Below are 14,852 nucleotides of genomic sequence, written 5' to 3'. Positions count from 1 at the left end.
GCGATTCCGTCATTTCGCGCACATAGGACGCACAAAGCGCGGCGTGCGCACGGAAACCACAATCCGCGCCCTTCAGGGCGTCGGCAGGTGATTCCATGGTAGGGAGTGCGAAGTGTTTGTGCTGTCAGCCGCGACGTCAACGCGGTGTAGGCGGAGTCGGGTTGCGCTGTCAGTGCATTCCGACCGGCGGGCGGGGAGGCTGCGAGGCGTCTGTCGTGGTGGCGGTGTCGGTGCCGTCGCGCGAAGGTGTCGCGTTCGACGATTCGGCGGTCTTGCCTTCGGACGATGCCTCGCCCGATTGCGCGGAGACAGTGCTTTCGGTGACTTCGGTCGCGATATCCAGCGCATCGGCCGGATTGCACAATGGGAGCACCACCTGAATCTCAGTCCCAAGGCGCTGCGGCAGCGAGTGAATGTCGATGCGTCCGCCCTTGGCCGAGACGCGCTGACGCATGCCGAACAGGCCGTGCGTTTTGGGCTTATTGAACTGGTCTTGCGTGAGTCCAATGCCGTTGTCGATGACTTCGAGGCGCACGCGCTGGTCGTCGCAGGCGAGCGCGATGCGCACAGTCGTGGCACGCGCGTATTTGCCTGCGTTTGTCAGCGCTTCCTGCGCCACGCGGAACAGCGCGATGGCTGTCGACTCGGGCAATGCGAAGTCTTCCTCAGGCAGATCGAGATCAAGCTGCCAGTGTTGTTGATCGGCCGTTTCTTCCGCGAGCGAGCGCAGCGCGGTGACGAGGCCGAAGTTGATCAGCACAGTCGGGCGCAGGTTCTCGATGATGCGTCGCTTAGTCTGAATACCGGAATCGAGATTGCGTTGCGCGCGCGCGAGTTTCTCGGAAATCACCGGATCGACGTTGCGCAGCTTGTGATGCGCCCACGTGACGTCCATCTTGCACGCCGTGAGAATCGCGCCGAGTTCGTCGTGCAATTCGCGCGACAGACGCGTCTTCTCGTCCTCACTAACGTTCTGCAAGTGGGTGGCCAGTTCGTCTAGCTGTTCGGTGCGCTCACGCACGAGCCGGTCGAGGTGGGCCTGCTGCTCGTGCAACTGGTCGCGGGCGAGTTGTTCCTGACGCATCTGCTTGCCGAGCGAGCGGAACAACAATACGAAGAGCAGAATCGTCAGCACCGACAGTGCGCCGGCGCTGACCGCCGAGATCGCCTGATCGAAGCGGCCGTCGTCCTGCGCCGTGCGGGCGCGGGCCAGCTCGCGGTTATAGAGATCGGTAATGCCGGTTTGCACCGGTTCCATTGTCCCAATGCCGAGATTGGCCGGTGACAATGCTTCTTCGAGCGTCATTTCGCCCTGCGTCACGGCGGATCGCGCCGTGTCCATCGCCGTGATGCGCTGCGAGAACAAGGTCATGACGCGCGCAAATTCGCGCGTGGCCTGATCGTCACCCACATCCTTGTAGTGCTGGATGACGAGCGCTGAGAGGTCGCGAATGCGTCGCACGGCCGACAGATACGGATCCAGATAGCTCGGATCGTTCGTGAGCAGATAACCGCGCTGACTCGCGACCACCGTCGAGGTGCGCGCAATGATCTCGTTGAGCTCATTGGCGGCGGTCATGTCTTGCAGGGCCGCTTCGTAGGTGGAGGCGAGACGACGGTGTGCCGATTCCAGTCCGATCAGACTGCCGACCGTGATGACGATCGCAGCGATCATGGCGATGATCCAGCTTCGGCGACGCAACCAGGACGTAAATCGGGGCATTGGGCGGGGTTTGAATGACCGTTGATAGCGGGGAGTGCTTCGATCATACGGCGAAAATCCCACCATCCGGGTAATTGTCAGCAAATTCCTACGCAAAAACCAGCGCCGCGCGGGCAGTCCCGCGAGCGGCATTTTTCTAATATTCATTCAGCGCCCTCGGGTTGGTGTGCCGCCTGACAAGGCAGTGCACCCGTCGCAGGGAGCCAGAAAGTCTCCGGGAAACGACACATGGAACCAAGGAGAACGCCATGCTGAAGTGGGCTTTGTTGTTCGCGCTGGTATCAATCGTGGCAGGCCTGTTGGGCTTTACCGGGATTGCCGCCGGCGCCGCCGGGATCGCGAAGATTCTGTTCGTGCTGTTCCTGGTGCTGTTCGTGGTTTTCTTGCTGCTTGGCCTGACCGTCGCCAAGAAAATCGTCGACTAGAAGTGCGCTGCGGCGCGGTCGTATTTTGCGCCGCAGCATAGTCATGTGGCTCGCGGCAAGCGGTTCGCGGTGCGCCTGCCACATGGGCTAACGGGCCATCGACATTCAAGGAGGTTGCGATGCTTCACTATGCCGTTGTTTTCTTCGTGATCGCGTTGATCGCCGCGGTTTTCGGTTTCACGGGAATCGCCGCCGGTGCGGCTGAAATCGCGAAGATCCTGTTCTTCATCTTCCTGGTGATCTTCCTGGTCACGCTGCTCTTCGGGGTGGTCCGACGATAGATACCGTCAAGGAACGCGGGGCGGCCTGAGCCGCCCTTCGCAATATCTGGAAAATGCGTTCGCCCAACCCCGGCAAACTCGCCAAACCGCTACAGGAGAATTCGCAGATGCACACCGCCAAGCACGCTAAACAGCACGCCAAGCAGGGCAAGCACGCGATGACCGGTAATGGTCATAGCCAGCACGCGGGAGAGGATTTCGAAATCGACGTTCGCGCCTTGCGCGAGCGTGCCCGTGAGCACCTCGACGAAGGTGCCGTCACGGAAGATTACCGGGCCGATCGCGACGCGGTCGTCCACATGCTTAACGACGCGCTCGCCACCGAACTGGTCTGCGTGCTGCGCTACAAGCGCCATCATTTCATGGCCACGGGGATTCACGCCGAGCCGGTGGCGGCCGAATTTGCCGAGCACGCCACACAGGAGCAGGATCATGCGGATCGCATCGCGGCGCGTATCGTGCAACTGGGCGGCGAGCCGGATTTCTCGCCGGACAGCCTTTCCTCGCGCAGCCACGCCGAGTACGTCACTTGTAAAACCCTGCGCGACATGATTCGCGAAAACCTCGTCGCCGAGCGTATTGCGATTGAGAGTTACCGCGAGATGATTCATTATTTGGGCGACCGGGATACCACAACCCGTCGCTTGCTCGAAGAAATCCTCGCCGTCGAGGAAGAGCATGCCGACGATATGCGGGATCTGCTCGACCGGGAGTGACGGCCATGGCGCGCGCACCGAATTCACTCAAGCGCGGCCAGGAGGCCGACGGGGACAGTCTCTGGAGCTTAGATGTCACTGACAATAAAAATCCTCATTGCCGACGACCACGCCATCGTTCGTACCGGCTTCAAGCAATTCATTGCCGACGAGTCGGACATGGAGGTGCTGGGCGAGGCCGCGAGCGGGGACGAGGTGATTCGTGCCGTGCGCGAAACCGAATTCGATGTCGTGCTGCTGGATATCGCCATGCCTGACAAGAACGGCATCGACACCCTGCGCGTGATCAAGCAGTTACGACCCGAGCAGGGTGTGCTGTTTCTGTCTACGTATCCCGAAGCGCAGTACGCGGTCAATCTGCTGCGTGCCGGTGCAGACGGTTATTTGATGAAGGACGCGGCCCCCGAGGAAATCATTCGGGCGATTCGCACGGTGGCGCGCGGTCATCGCTATGTGAGCGAGGTGACGGCGGATCTGCTGGCGCAGAAGCTCGACAAGCCGGTCGACGAACCCATGCACGAACAGCTCTCGGAGCGCGAATTCCAGGTGTTCTGCAAGCTGGCGGAGGGCCGCACGCCAACTGAAATCGCCAACGAGTTGCATCTGTCGGTGAAGACCGTCAGCACCTATCGCGCGCGTGTACTGGAAAAGATGCATTTGAAAACCAATGCCGATCTGACGCTTTACGCGCTCAAGAACGGCCTGATCAGTTGAGAGAGGCTTTCATGTCAACTGGGAACGCAGCAACGCTTACAGGGACGCGTGCGCCCCTCAAGGTGCTGCTGATCGAAGATTCGGCGGTGATTCGCGAGAGTCTGTCCGAAGCGCTCGGATCGAGCGGGATGCTGGAAGTGACAGGCGTGGCGGAGACGGCTGACGACGCGGTCCGTACCCTTGAAAACGATTCCTTCGACGCGGTCATCGTCGATATCCAGTTGCGGCGCGGCTCGGGCATGGACGTGCTCTCGTACTTGCACAGCAGGGGCATGCTGGAAAAGCTGATGGCGATCGTGCTGACCAACTATGCGCTTGCGACCTACCGTAAGCGCTGCCAGCAACTGGGCGTGCGGCACTTTTTCGACAAGTCGCTGGAGTTCGACGAAGTCATCAGAGTGCTCGACGATTTTGCCAACGAGCGGCAGGCCTGAACCCCACACTCTCTATCTGCGAAATTCAATATAAAGAGATCAAATTTTATTATTTTCAACTATTTAGGCGCATGGGCTAGAATATTGCCTTTGCGCTAAATAGAGTCTTGGCGGCGGCACTGTTCGGGAAGTTTCGGCAGTGGGGCTGCTATTTTTTTGCATGATCGAACTCCAGAACATTACCCAGCGCTTTGCTGGACCCAAGGGGCCGATCGACGCGCTTTCCAATATCAGCCTGTCGATCGAGCGCGGCGAAGTTTTCGGCATCATCGGCCGAAGCGGCGCCGGTAAGAGCACGCTCGTGCGTGTCATCAACCTGCTTAACCGTCCCAGCGACGGCTCGGTGCGGGTCGACGGTCAGGATCTGACCTCGCTGTCGTCCGACGAACTGCGTCAGGCGCGCCGCCGCATCGGCATGATCTTCCAGCACTTCAACCTGCTCAGCTCGCGCACCGTCTACCAGAACGTGGCGCTGCCGCTGGAACTCGCGGGCATGTCGGCCGCAGAGATTCGCGCGAAGGTGTTGCCGCTGCTTGAACTCGTAGGTCTCACGGCGCAGAAGGATCGCTATCCGTCGCAGATTTCCGGTGGTCAGAAACAGCGCGTGGGCATCGCCCGAGCGCTCGCGAGCGAGCCGCAAGTGCTGCTCTCGGACGAAGCCACCTCTGCGCTCGATCCCGAGACGACCCGTTCGATTCTCGAACTGCTCAAGCGCATCAACCGCGAACTCGGCCTGACGGTTGTGCTCATCACGCACCAGATGGAAGTGATCAAACAGGTTTGCGACCGTGTGGCCGTGCTCGACGCCGGTCGCGTGGTCGAGCAGGGTGCCGTGATCGACGTGTTCCTGCGTCCGCGCCATGAGGTCACCCGCGCACTGATCGGCGACGTGATTGCGCAGGAACTGCCCGAAGGCGTGCGCCAGCGTGTGGCGTCGCGCATCGGCAATGGCCACGACCATCTGTATCGTCTGGCGTTCTCTGGGGCGGGCGTGGATCAGCCGCTGCTCTCCGAGGCCATTCGCCGCTACGAACTCGATTTCAACATCCTGCATGGCCAGATCGACGAGATCCAGGGGCAGGCGTTCGGATCGCTCGCCGTCATGGCGGGCGGCACCCCGGCCCGCGTGGCCGAAGCCATGGCGTTCCTCGCCAGTCAAGGCGTTGTCGTTGAGGAGCTGAGCCATGTGGAGTGAAATGTTCGATCTGTTCGTCTCATCGTTTTGGGAGACGCTGATCATGGTCGGCATCTCCGGGCTGATCGGCGCGGTCGTGGGCGTGCCGCTGGGCGTACTGCTGTACCTGACCGACCGCAACGGCGTGTTGCAGAACCTGCCGACCAACCGGATCGTCGGCATTCTCGTCAACGCTGTGCGCTCGACGCCATTCATCATCCTGCTCGTCGCAGTGATTCCGTTCACGCGACTGATCGTCGGGTCGTCCATCGGCACGATGGCCGCCGTGGTGCCGCTCACCATCGCCGCAGCACCCTTCGTGGCGCGTCTGGTGGAGACCGCGCTGCGTGAAGTGGACCGTGGCCTGATCGAGGCCGCCCAGTCGATGGGCGCGACGACCGGTCAGATCGTCATGAAGGTGCTGCTGCCCGAGGCGTTGCCCGGCATCGTTGCCGGTCTGACGATTACGTTCGTGAGCCTGGTCGGTTATTCGGCAATGGCCGGCGCGATTGGCGGCGGCGGGCTGGGCGACCTCGGCATCCGCTACGGCTATCAGCGCTTCCTGCCGGAAGTCATGATCACCGTGGTGCTGATCCTGATCGTTTTCGTGCAACTGGTGCAGACGTTCGGCGACTGGCTGGTGCGGCGTCTGAGCCACAAGTAATTCCCACATAACAACGGTTGCCGGTCGAACCGGCACTTCACTCACACACACGAGGTTTTTCATGCAACGTCGTACGATTTTCAAGCTGCTGGCCGGTGTTGGCGCCGCCACGGTTTTCGCCACGCAATTTGCAGCACCTGCGGTTGCCGCCGACGCCATCAACCTGAAGGTCGGTGTGACGGGCGGCCCGCACGCCCAGATCTTCGACGAAGTGAAGAAGGTCGCAGCCAAGGACGGCCTGAACCTCAAGGTCATCGAATTCAGCGATTACGTGCAGCCGAACGCAGCCCTGTCGTCGGGCGATCTGGACGTGAACAGCTACCAGCACCAGCCGTACCTCGACGCGCAGGTGAAGGACCGTGGCTACAAGCTCGAATCGATCGCCAAGACGGTGATCTTCCCGATGGGCATCTACTCGAAGAAGATCAAGTCGCTGGCCGATTTGAAGACGGGCGACAAGGTCTCGCTGCCGAACGATCCGACTAACGGCGGCCGTGCGCTGCTGTTGCTGCAAAAGCAGGGGCTGATCAAGCTGCGCGCCGACGCCGGTCTGAAGGCAACGCCCATCGACGTGGCTGAAAACCCGAAGAAGCTGAAGTTCGTGGAACTGGACGCCGCACAACTGCCGCGCTCGCTGGACGACGTGGCCGTGGCCGTCATCAACACCAACTTCGCGATGGAAGCCGGTCTGAACCCGAAGAAGGATTCGATCGCCATCGAAGACGCGAACGGCCCGTACGCCAACGTCCTGGTCATCCGCTCGGCCGACAAGAACAAGCCGTGGGTCGCCAAGCTGATCAAGGCCTACCACTCGCCGGAAGTGAAGGCGTTCATCGAGCAGAAGTTCGGCGGCTCGGTCGTGACGGCCTGGTAAGTTTCGGGACGTATCGATGGCTGGACGGCGCACCGCTCGGATGCGCCTGACGAAAGACGGCAACGCTTTGGCGCGTTGCCGTTTTTTTTCGTCCTTGTGCGACGCGAATCTCTTCATCAGGCTACGGATTCCCGCGTGACGGGAGACGGGCGCGAGTGCTGCGTCGACATTTGTTGCAATTCCGGTGCTGTCACGGTTTTGTCAAATAACGGCGATAGCCTGAGTGCCAAGTAAAAGAGGGTGCCCGCGGGCACCGTCACAAGACGCGGATATGGGCCAAAGAGCAGCGACCGCACGTGAAACACGGGGAACGGGTGAGACCTCATCGGGGCACATCGAAGTAAAGATGCCCCCGGTGCGCATGAGTGTGCCCGACACATGCCCGCATAACGTACAGCTGTTTGCATGATGCCGGCGCGCCGCACCGACATACGGAGTCTCAGTTGAACCCTCTCCCGCCTGCCGCAGTTGCCGGGATACGTCCGCAGGATCGCTTTGGCGCTCCCGCGACAGCGCGCGATGCGCAGCCAGCTTCCGCGCTCTCTACTTCGCCCTCCGCTTCGAGTCCCTACGTCGAACCCGACGAAGCGTCGCTGCTCGCCGAACTGTGTGAAGGCATCGGCCTGACCTGTGTGTTCCAGCCGATCGTCGATTTCCGGACGTCCGAAGTCGCGGGTTATGAAGGTCTGGTGCGCGGGCCTGCGGGCACGTCGATTCATTCGCCGATGGCGTTGTTCGCTGCGGCGCGGCGTCACGGCGTGAGCGGGCCTCTCGAACTCGCCTGTCGACGTACGGTGCTGCGCGGGTTCGTCGAGCAGGACTTGCCTGAACGTCTGTTCCTGAACATCGGTCCGGTCACGCGTGCGCATCCTGGCGGTGGCGTGAGCGAATCGCTGGGGCTGGACGAGACGTTCGCCATGCTTCAGTCGTTCCGGCTCGCGCCGGAGCGCGTGGTGCTGGAACTCACGGAACACGCGCCGACGCTGGACCTGGCGAGCACGCGTGCGTCGCTTGCTGCCTACCGTGCGCTAGGCTTCGAAGTAGCGCTCGATGACATGGGCGAGGGCTACGCGAGCCTGCGTCTGTGGTCAGAGCTGCGGCCCGATTACGTCAAGATTGACCGGCATTTCGTCGACGGCATCGATGCCGACACCGTCAAACTTCAGTTTGTGCGCTCGATGCGCCAGATTGCGGAGACAAGTGGCACGCGCGTCATTGCAGAAGGCATCGAGCATGCCGAGGAGCTTCAGGTCGTGCGCGATCTGGGCATTTTCCTTGGGCAGGGGTATTTCATTGCGCGGCCGGAAGCGCAGCCGCAGCGCGCCATCACGGCGAACGTGCAGGAAGTGGTGAATGAGCGCCGTGCTTACGTCCATCAGCAACCGAGTCAGTTGGGGGCGGGTAATGTGACGCTGGAGCGCATTGCGTCCTACGTCGCGCCCGTCTCGCCGGACACGCGCAGCGAGGATGTCGTGGCGCGCTTCGAGAGCGATCCCGCGCTGGAAGTGTTGCCGGTGGTGGAGCGCGAGCGCGCCGTCGGGCTGATTGGACGGGCGTCGCTGATCGGGCGCTTTGCACGACCGTTCACGCGCGAGTTGTACGGACGCAAGCCGTGCTCGGCCGTGATGGAGCCGCGTCCGCTGACGTTCGACAAGGCGGCGCGCGTCGAGGATCTGAGTCGGATGATTGCCGAAGGGGCGAGTCGTCAGATCGCGGCCGGTTTCATCGTCACGGATCAGGGGCGTTATTTCGGTGTGGCGCAGGGGCATGCGCTGATGCGTCACATCACCGATATGCAACTGGATGCGGCGCGCTATGCCAACCCGCTGACGCTACTGCCGGGCAACGTGCCCATCGACGACTACATGGATCGCATGATCGGGGAGCGTCAGTCGTTCCACGCCTGCTATGTCGACCTGGACAACTTCAAGCCGTTTAACGACGTGTTCGGCTATCGTCGCGGCGACGACCTGATTCAACTGGTCGCGCGCGTGCTGATGGCGGTGCGCAATCCCGAGCGCGATTTCCTCGGACACATCGGCGGCGACGATTTCCTGATTCTGTTTCGCAGCCCTGATTGGGAGGCCCGGTGCCGCGAAGCGCTCACGCGTTTTGGTGAGGCGGTGACGGAGTACTTCCACCCGGATCAGATTGCTGCTGGCGGGTTCGAGGCGGAGGATCGTCGCGGCATGGTCATCTTCCATCCGATCACGAGTCTGTCGATTGGCGTGGTTGCGGTCACGCCGGAGAGCTTCCCGTCACACGTGGAAGTCTCGGCCGCTGCTGCCGATGCCAAGAAGATGGCCAAGCGCGCGCTCGGCAACAGCCTGTTCATCGAGCGGCGTCGGGCGCATCGGTAAGCCGCTCGGCGGCGCTTCGTCACATAGAAAAAGCCCGCCAATCGGCGGGCTTTTCGTTTGAAGCAGCTTAAAGCTTAGTGCGACAGCGCAGGCATACCTTCCATGCTGGCGGCGTCGTTTTCACGCTCTTCCGACAGGTACGGGGTGCGCCAGCCAGCCTTCACACCCCAGTGATAGAACGCGAGCGACAGCACCGCCACGATGAGCATGTCCCAGCCGTAAGGCAGCAGACCGAGACCACCGAATTCCTTGCTGCCGATATACGAGCACAGCGCCATGCACGGCAGATAGCCGATCAACCACCACGAGGCCTTGAGGTCGCGTCCGAAACCTTCCCAGTTGTCCTTCGCCTGATAGTAGAAGTAGACCGGCAGCGCCACGACCACCAGCACAATGATCTGGCCGGTCAGCGGCCAACGCGCCCAATACAGGATCAGCGAGGCGCAGACGAACGCGAACGGCGCGATCAGCGACAGGCCCGGCAGGCGCAGTGGGCGGTGCATCTCCGGTGCAGAACGACGCAGCGACATCACGCTGATCGGGCCGGTGAGGTACGAAATCACGGTCGCCACCGAGATCACGGCGGCCAGCGAGTCCCAGCCGCGGAAGAAGAACATGAAGATGAACGAGATCGCGAGGTTGAACCACATCGCCTGACGCGGCACACCGTACAGCGGGTGCACACGACCGAAGATGGCGGGCAATGTGCGGTTGCGCTCCATCGCGTAAATCATGCGACTCGTGGTGGCCATGTACGTCGTGCCCGTGCCACTCGGGCTCAGGAACGCGTCGAAGTACAGCACGATCGCCAGCCAGTTCAGGCCCAGCGCAATCGCCAGTTCGGCGAACGGCGAGCTGAAGCTCACCATGTGCCAGCCGCCCGCGAGTTGCTCCGGCGAGAGCGCGCCGATGTACGCGACTTGCAGCAACAGATAGATGACGGTCGCGAGCAGGATCGAGCCGACGACCGCAAACGGAATGCTGCGGCCCGGATCGCGCGCCTCACCGGCAAGGTTCACGGGACTTTGGAAGCCATTGAACGCGAACACGATGCCTGACGTGGCGACGGCAGTCAGCACCGCCGACATGCCGTTCGGCGCGAAGCCGCCATGCTCGGCGATGTTGAAATTGCCCGGATGGAAGCCTGCAATCATCAGACCGGCGATGGTCAGCGCGGGAATCGCGAACTTGAAGAGCGTGATCGCCGTGTTCGCGCGTGCGAACAGCTTCACGCCCCAGTAGTTCAGCATGAAGTAGACGATCACGAGCAGGGCGGATAGCACCAGCCCGCTCGTGGTGAGTGTGCCGTCCACGAACAAGGCGTGCGCCCAATCGTAAGGCCACGTGCTCATGTACTGGATCGACGCTTCGGCTTCGATCGGAATCACCGACACGATGGCGATCCAGTTAGCCCAGGCGGCGATAAAGCCGACGAGACTGCCGTGCGAGTAACGGGAGTAGCGCACCATGCCGCCCGACTCGGGGAACATCGCGCCGAGTTCGGCGTACGTGAGGGCAATGGCGAGAATCACGACAGCGCCGATAAGCCAGGCGAAAAGGGCCGCAGGTCCGGCGATCTTGGCGGCTTTCCAGGCACCGAACAGCCAGCCGGAGCCGATGATCGAGCCGAGACCGGTCAACATCAGGGCGAACGGCCCGATGTTGCGCATGAGGGATTGATTGTTATCCATAGATGTCTACTCCACGCCCGGGGGGACAAGCGGACGCCCGCAGGGAGCGGGCGATGCATTGCGCGAGGGCGGACACGGCAGTCAGGCCGTCGCCATCACAAGGAGCATGACGGCGCGGGGGAGGCGCTGACGGACGCGACTTCTGTTGATCGGCTTCGCGACACCGCACCGGCTTCCGACGTCACACCGCAACTGGCCCATGTGTCGGCCGAATTGGGGTCGGAGTCGGGGTTCGCGAAAAAAGCGCGATTCTACCCGAGCCGGACCGCCTCTGTGGGACTTTGTAACGTTTCCACGATGGCGTCCGGTTCGGCGACGTTAGGTCGAAATGCGCGCAACCCAGTCACGGCGCGGCTCACGCCGTGGGAAAGCAACTATTACAAATTGTTAAAGGGTCAGATGTATTTCACATCCCGGCGAGACAGAGATACTTCATCTCAAGGTACTCGTCGATGCCGTATTTCGACCCTTCACGGCCCAGTCCGGACTGCTTGACGCCACCGAATGGTGCGACTTCGTTCGAGATGAGGCCGGTGTTGATGCCGACCATGCCAGCCTCGATGCCCTCGGCCACGCGCCATACGCGGCCTACGTCGCGCGCGAAGAAATATGACGCAAGTCCGAAGTCGGATGCGTTCGCCAGCCGGATGCCGTCGGCTTCGTCCTTGAAGCGGAAGACGGGCGCGACTGGGCCGAACGTTTCCTCCTGCGCCACCAGCATGTCGGCGCTGGCGTCGGCCACGACGGTCGGCTCGAAGAAGCGGCCGTGCAGCACCTTGCCGCCGACGGTGACGCGTCCACCCTTGGCGACTGCGTCCTCGACGTGACGCTCGACCTTGGCGATGGCGGCGTCTTCGATGAGCGGGCCGATCGCCACGCCCGGCTCGAAGCCATTGCCCACGCGCAGGCGGCTCACCGCAGCAGTGAGCTTTTCGACGAAGGCGTCGTAAATCCCGTCTTGTGCGTAGATGCGGTTGGCGCAGACGCACGTTTGTCCCGCATTGCGGAATTTGGATGCGATGCAGCCTTCGACGGCGGCATCGACGTCCGCGTCGTCGAACACCAGAAACGGCGCGAGACCCCCGAGTTCGAGCGCCACCTTCTTGATGGTGGACGCGCATTGCTCCATCAACTTCGCGCCGACCGGCGTCGAGCCTGTGAAGGAGAGATGGCGTACGCGCGGGCTGGACGTCAGCACGTTGCCCACGTCCGACGAATTTTTCGACGTCACGACATTGAACACGCCCTTGGGCAATCCGGCGCGGTCGGCCAGTTCGGCCAGCGCCAACGCAGACAGCGGCGTGAGACGGGCCGGTTTGACAACGATGGTGCAGCCCGCGGCAATGGCCGGTGCGATCTTGCGCGTGATCATTGCGATGGGGAAGTTCCACGGCGTGATGGACGCGCACACGCCGATGGGTTGTTTGAGCACCAGCAGGCGCTTGCCGCCTTCGGGCGAAGCGAGCACGTCGCCGTCGATACGTTTGGCTTCCTCGGCGAACCACTCGATGAACGATGCGCCGTACGCCACCTCACCCTTGGCTTCGGCCAGCGGCTTGCCTTGTTCGGCCGTCATGATGGCACCGAGGTCGTCCTGCGCCGCCATGATGAGATCGAACCAGTGACGCATGATGCGGGCGCGTTCCTTGCCGGTCTTGCCGCGCCACTCGGGCAGCGCGGCTTCGGCGGCGACGAGTGCTCGCTCGGTTTCCTTCGCGCCGAGATCGGCCACCTGAGCGATTTCGGCGTCGGTGGCCGGATCGTTGACCGAGAAGGTGGCGTGGGAGTCGGCTTGCGTCCAGTCGCCGTCGATGTAGGCGTTGAACTTGAGCAGGTCGGGATCTTTGAGACGGGCCAGCGCGGGATGCGACTTGGCTGACGCGTGGGAGGCGCGGGAGGTAGTGGATGAGGACACGATTAGCTCCTTTCGATGGCCGGTCGGTGCGCTCGGGGGGGGGGGGCGCACCGACCCGGGGGACGGAAATGGATACGGCTTATCTGTCTTTCGGGTGCCAGCTTACTCTATTGATGGAGAAGGTTCGTGACTCGCAGCGTGCATTGCGCGCAAACACAAACGCCGGCAGCCTGATGGCCACCGGCGTTCGGCATGACGCAGGATCGGAGGCCCGTTTTACAGGCCGAGATCCTTATATAGAGCAGCCATGCGCGCGTCGACGTCGGCGGTCATTTCGATCGGACGCCCCCACTCGCGCGAAGTTTCGCCCGGCCACTTGTTGGTCGCGTCGATCCCCATCTTCGAGCCCAGCCCGGCCTTGGGCGAGGCGAAATCGAGATAGTCGATAGGGGTCTGGTCGACGAGCGTGGTGTCGCGCGTCGGGTCGACGCGTGTCGTGATCGCCCAGATGACCTCCTTCCAGTCGCGGATGTCGACGTCTTCGTCCACCACGACGATGAATTTCGTATACATGAACTGGCGCAGAAAGCTCCACACGCCGAACATCACCCGCTTGGCATGCCCTGGATAAGCCTTCTTCATCTGGACGATGGCCATCCGGTAGCTGCAACCCTCGGGCGGCAAATAGAAGTCGGTGATTTCCGGGAATTGCTTTTGCAGCAGAGGCACGAAGACTTCATTCAAGGCCACACCCAGGACAGCCGGTTCGTCGGGCGGCTTGCCCGTGTAGGTCGAGTGATAGACGGCGTTGCGGCGCATCGTAATGCGCTCGATCTTGAACACCGGGAACCACTCTTGCTCGTTGTAGTAGCCGGTGTGATCGCCGTAGGGGCCTTCGAGCGCGTGTTCGTAACCGGCGGTCGCACCCCGCGAGGGAGGTGGCGGTGCGCCTTCGGGCACGACAGGCGGTTGTTCGGACGGGTAAATGAAGCCTTCCAGCACGATCTCGGCGCGGGCGGGCACGCGCAGCGACTCCAATCCGGGCGTCACGCACTTGGCCAATTCCGTACGGCTGCCGCGCAACAATCCAGCAAATTGATACTCGGAGAGCGTGTCGGGGACTGGCGTGACTGCGCCGAGCATGGTCGCCGGGTCGGCCCCAAGGGCGACGGCAATCGGGAACGGCTTGCCCGGATTCGCCTGCGCGAACTCGCGGAAATCCAGCGCGCCGCCGCGATGCGCGAGCCAGCGCATGATGACTTCGTTGCGGCTGATGACCTGTTGACGGTAGATGCCGAGGTTCTGACGTCTACGATGCGGGCCCTTGGTGATAACCAGTCCCCAAGTAATCAGCGGCGCCGCATCGCCGGGCCAGCAGGTCTGGATCGGAAGGCGGGAGAGGTCGACGTCGTCGCCCTCCCAGACGATCTCCTGACACACCGGGCTGCTGACTTCTTTCGGGGCCATGTCCCACACGGCCTTGGCCATGCCGAGCAACTTGCCTGCGTCCTTCAGCCCGCGCGGCGGCTCGGGTTCCTTGAGCGTCGAGAGAAGACGGCCGATATCGCGCAGCGAGCTCAGGGCGTTCTCGCCGTCTTCGACACCCATCCCCAGTGCCACTCGTTCAGGGGTGCCAAACAAGTTGGCGAGCACGGGCATGTCATGGCCGGTCGGTCGCTCGAACCACAGAGCCGGGCCGCCGGCTTTGAGTACGCGGTCGGCCAGCGCTGTCATCTCAAGCACCGGCGAGACCGGCACGTCTACGCGACGAAGCTGGCCGGATCGCTCCAGTTGCGCGGTGAAGTCACGAAGATCGAGATATTTCATGAAACAAACCGTTACCAAAAATTTTTACGAAATTCATACGGTCGGATCGAACGGGCGTTTGAATCGCGTGAAAGTCGGGGTGACACCCTTGTAAACGCGGGGTGGGGCAGGGCA

General features: G+C 62.2%; 14 protein-coding genes. 9 read left to right on the top strand and 5 right to left on the bottom strand.

From position 1 onward, the window contains the following. Positions 1–169: 169 nt before the first annotated feature. Positions 170–1,675: a sensor histidine kinase gene (locus PAN31117_RS14690; protein ID WP_174990963.1), complete on the bottom strand. Its 1,506-nt coding sequence runs from the start codon at positions 1,673–1,675 to the stop codon at positions 170–172. Between the two features lie 296 nt (positions 1,676–1,971). Between PAN31117_RS14690 and PAN31117_RS14685 the strand changes: the two genes are divergently transcribed. Next, positions 1,972–2,148, top strand: coding sequence for a DUF1328 family protein (locus tag PAN31117_RS14685; RefSeq protein WP_150577609.1), 177 nt, complete (start codon positions 1,972–1,974; stop codon positions 2,146–2,148). Between the two features lie 119 nt (positions 2,149–2,267). Further along, the gene (locus tag PAN31117_RS14680) at positions 2,268–2,429 is read left to right on the top strand and encodes a DUF1328 domain-containing protein (RefSeq protein ID WP_039374862.1); all 162 of its coding nucleotides are present in this window, start codon (positions 2,268–2,270) and stop codon (positions 2,427–2,429) included. An 89-nt stretch (positions 2,430–2,518) separates the two neighbouring features. Here PAN31117_RS14680 and PAN31117_RS27510 read toward each other — a convergent pair whose 3' ends face one another. After that, positions 2,519–2,728 carry a hypothetical protein gene (locus PAN31117_RS27510; RefSeq protein ID WP_246189103.1) on the bottom strand — a complete coding sequence of 70 codons (210 nt, stop codon included), beginning with the start codon at positions 2,726–2,728 and terminating at the stop codon, positions 2,519–2,521. Between PAN31117_RS27510 and PAN31117_RS14675 the strand changes: the two genes are divergently transcribed. The 7 genes from PAN31117_RS14675 to PAN31117_RS14645 all read left to right on the top strand — a co-directional run bounded on the left by PAN31117_RS14675 (position 2,648) and on the right by PAN31117_RS14645 (position 9,365). Then, positions 2,648–3,145 carry a ferritin-like domain-containing protein gene (locus tag PAN31117_RS14675; RefSeq protein WP_246189098.1) on the top strand — a complete coding sequence of 166 codons (498 nt, stop codon included), beginning with the start codon at positions 2,648–2,650 and terminating at the stop codon, positions 3,143–3,145. The two genes, PAN31117_RS27510 and PAN31117_RS14675, sit on opposite strands and share 81 nt — an antisense overlap. Before the next feature lie 72 nt (positions 3,146–3,217). After that, positions 3,218–3,859, top strand: a complete 642-nt coding sequence (locus PAN31117_RS14670; protein ID WP_150738816.1) for a response regulator — start codon at positions 3,218–3,220, stop codon at positions 3,857–3,859. An 11-nt stretch (positions 3,860–3,870) separates the two neighbouring features. Then, the gene (locus PAN31117_RS14665) at positions 3,871–4,293 is read left to right on the top strand and encodes a response regulator (protein ID WP_150738815.1); all 423 of its coding nucleotides are present in this window, start codon (positions 3,871–3,873) and stop codon (positions 4,291–4,293) included. A 160-nt stretch (positions 4,294–4,453) separates the two neighbouring features. Continuing rightward, entirely contained in the window at positions 4,454–5,488 is a 1,035-nt protein-coding gene (locus PAN31117_RS14660) for a methionine ABC transporter ATP-binding protein (protein WP_150738814.1), read from the top strand. Further along, positions 5,478–6,131 (top strand): methionine ABC transporter permease, encoded by a 654-nt coding sequence (locus tag PAN31117_RS14655; RefSeq protein WP_039400341.1) that lies wholly within the window; start codon positions 5,478–5,480, stop codon positions 6,129–6,131. The genes PAN31117_RS14660 and PAN31117_RS14655 overlap by 11 nt, the downstream gene beginning before the upstream one ends. Before the next feature lie 61 nt (positions 6,132–6,192). Beyond that, positions 6,193–7,005, top strand: a complete 813-nt coding sequence (locus tag PAN31117_RS14650; RefSeq protein ID WP_046291043.1) for a MetQ/NlpA family ABC transporter substrate-binding protein — start codon at positions 6,193–6,195, stop codon at positions 7,003–7,005. A 443-nt stretch (positions 7,006–7,448) separates the two neighbouring features. Continuing rightward, positions 7,449–9,365 carry a GGDEF domain-containing protein gene (locus PAN31117_RS14645; protein ID WP_246189087.1) on the top strand — a complete coding sequence of 639 codons (1,917 nt, stop codon included), beginning with the start codon at positions 7,449–7,451 and terminating at the stop codon, positions 9,363–9,365. Positions 9,366–9,439: 74 nt separating this feature from the next. Here the strand turns inward: PAN31117_RS14645 and PAN31117_RS14640 are convergent, their stop codons facing one another. The 3 genes from PAN31117_RS14640 to PAN31117_RS14630 form a co-directional block, all read right to left on the bottom strand. Then, positions 9,440–11,056 carry an APC family permease gene (locus tag PAN31117_RS14640; RefSeq protein ID WP_150738813.1) on the bottom strand — a complete coding sequence of 539 codons (1,617 nt, stop codon included), beginning with the start codon at positions 11,054–11,056 and terminating at the stop codon, positions 9,440–9,442. A gap of 406 nt (positions 11,057–11,462) precedes the next feature. After that, positions 11,463–12,971, bottom strand: a complete 1,509-nt coding sequence (locus tag PAN31117_RS14635; protein ID WP_150738812.1) for an NAD-dependent succinate-semialdehyde dehydrogenase — start codon at positions 12,969–12,971, stop codon at positions 11,463–11,465. A gap of 216 nt (positions 12,972–13,187) precedes the next feature. Further along, positions 13,188–14,738 carry a UbiD family decarboxylase gene (locus tag PAN31117_RS14630; protein WP_150738811.1) on the bottom strand — a complete coding sequence of 517 codons (1,551 nt, stop codon included), beginning with the start codon at positions 14,736–14,738 and terminating at the stop codon, positions 13,188–13,190. Positions 14,739–14,852 lie beyond the last annotated feature (114 nt).

The organism is Pandoraea anapnoica, assembly GCF_902459765.1.
GTDB lineage: Bacteria > Pseudomonadota > Gammaproteobacteria > Burkholderiales > Burkholderiaceae > Pandoraea > Pandoraea anapnoica.
Note: the sequence above shows the minus strand (reverse complement) of the source record. Positions and strands in the feature narration are given on the sequence as shown.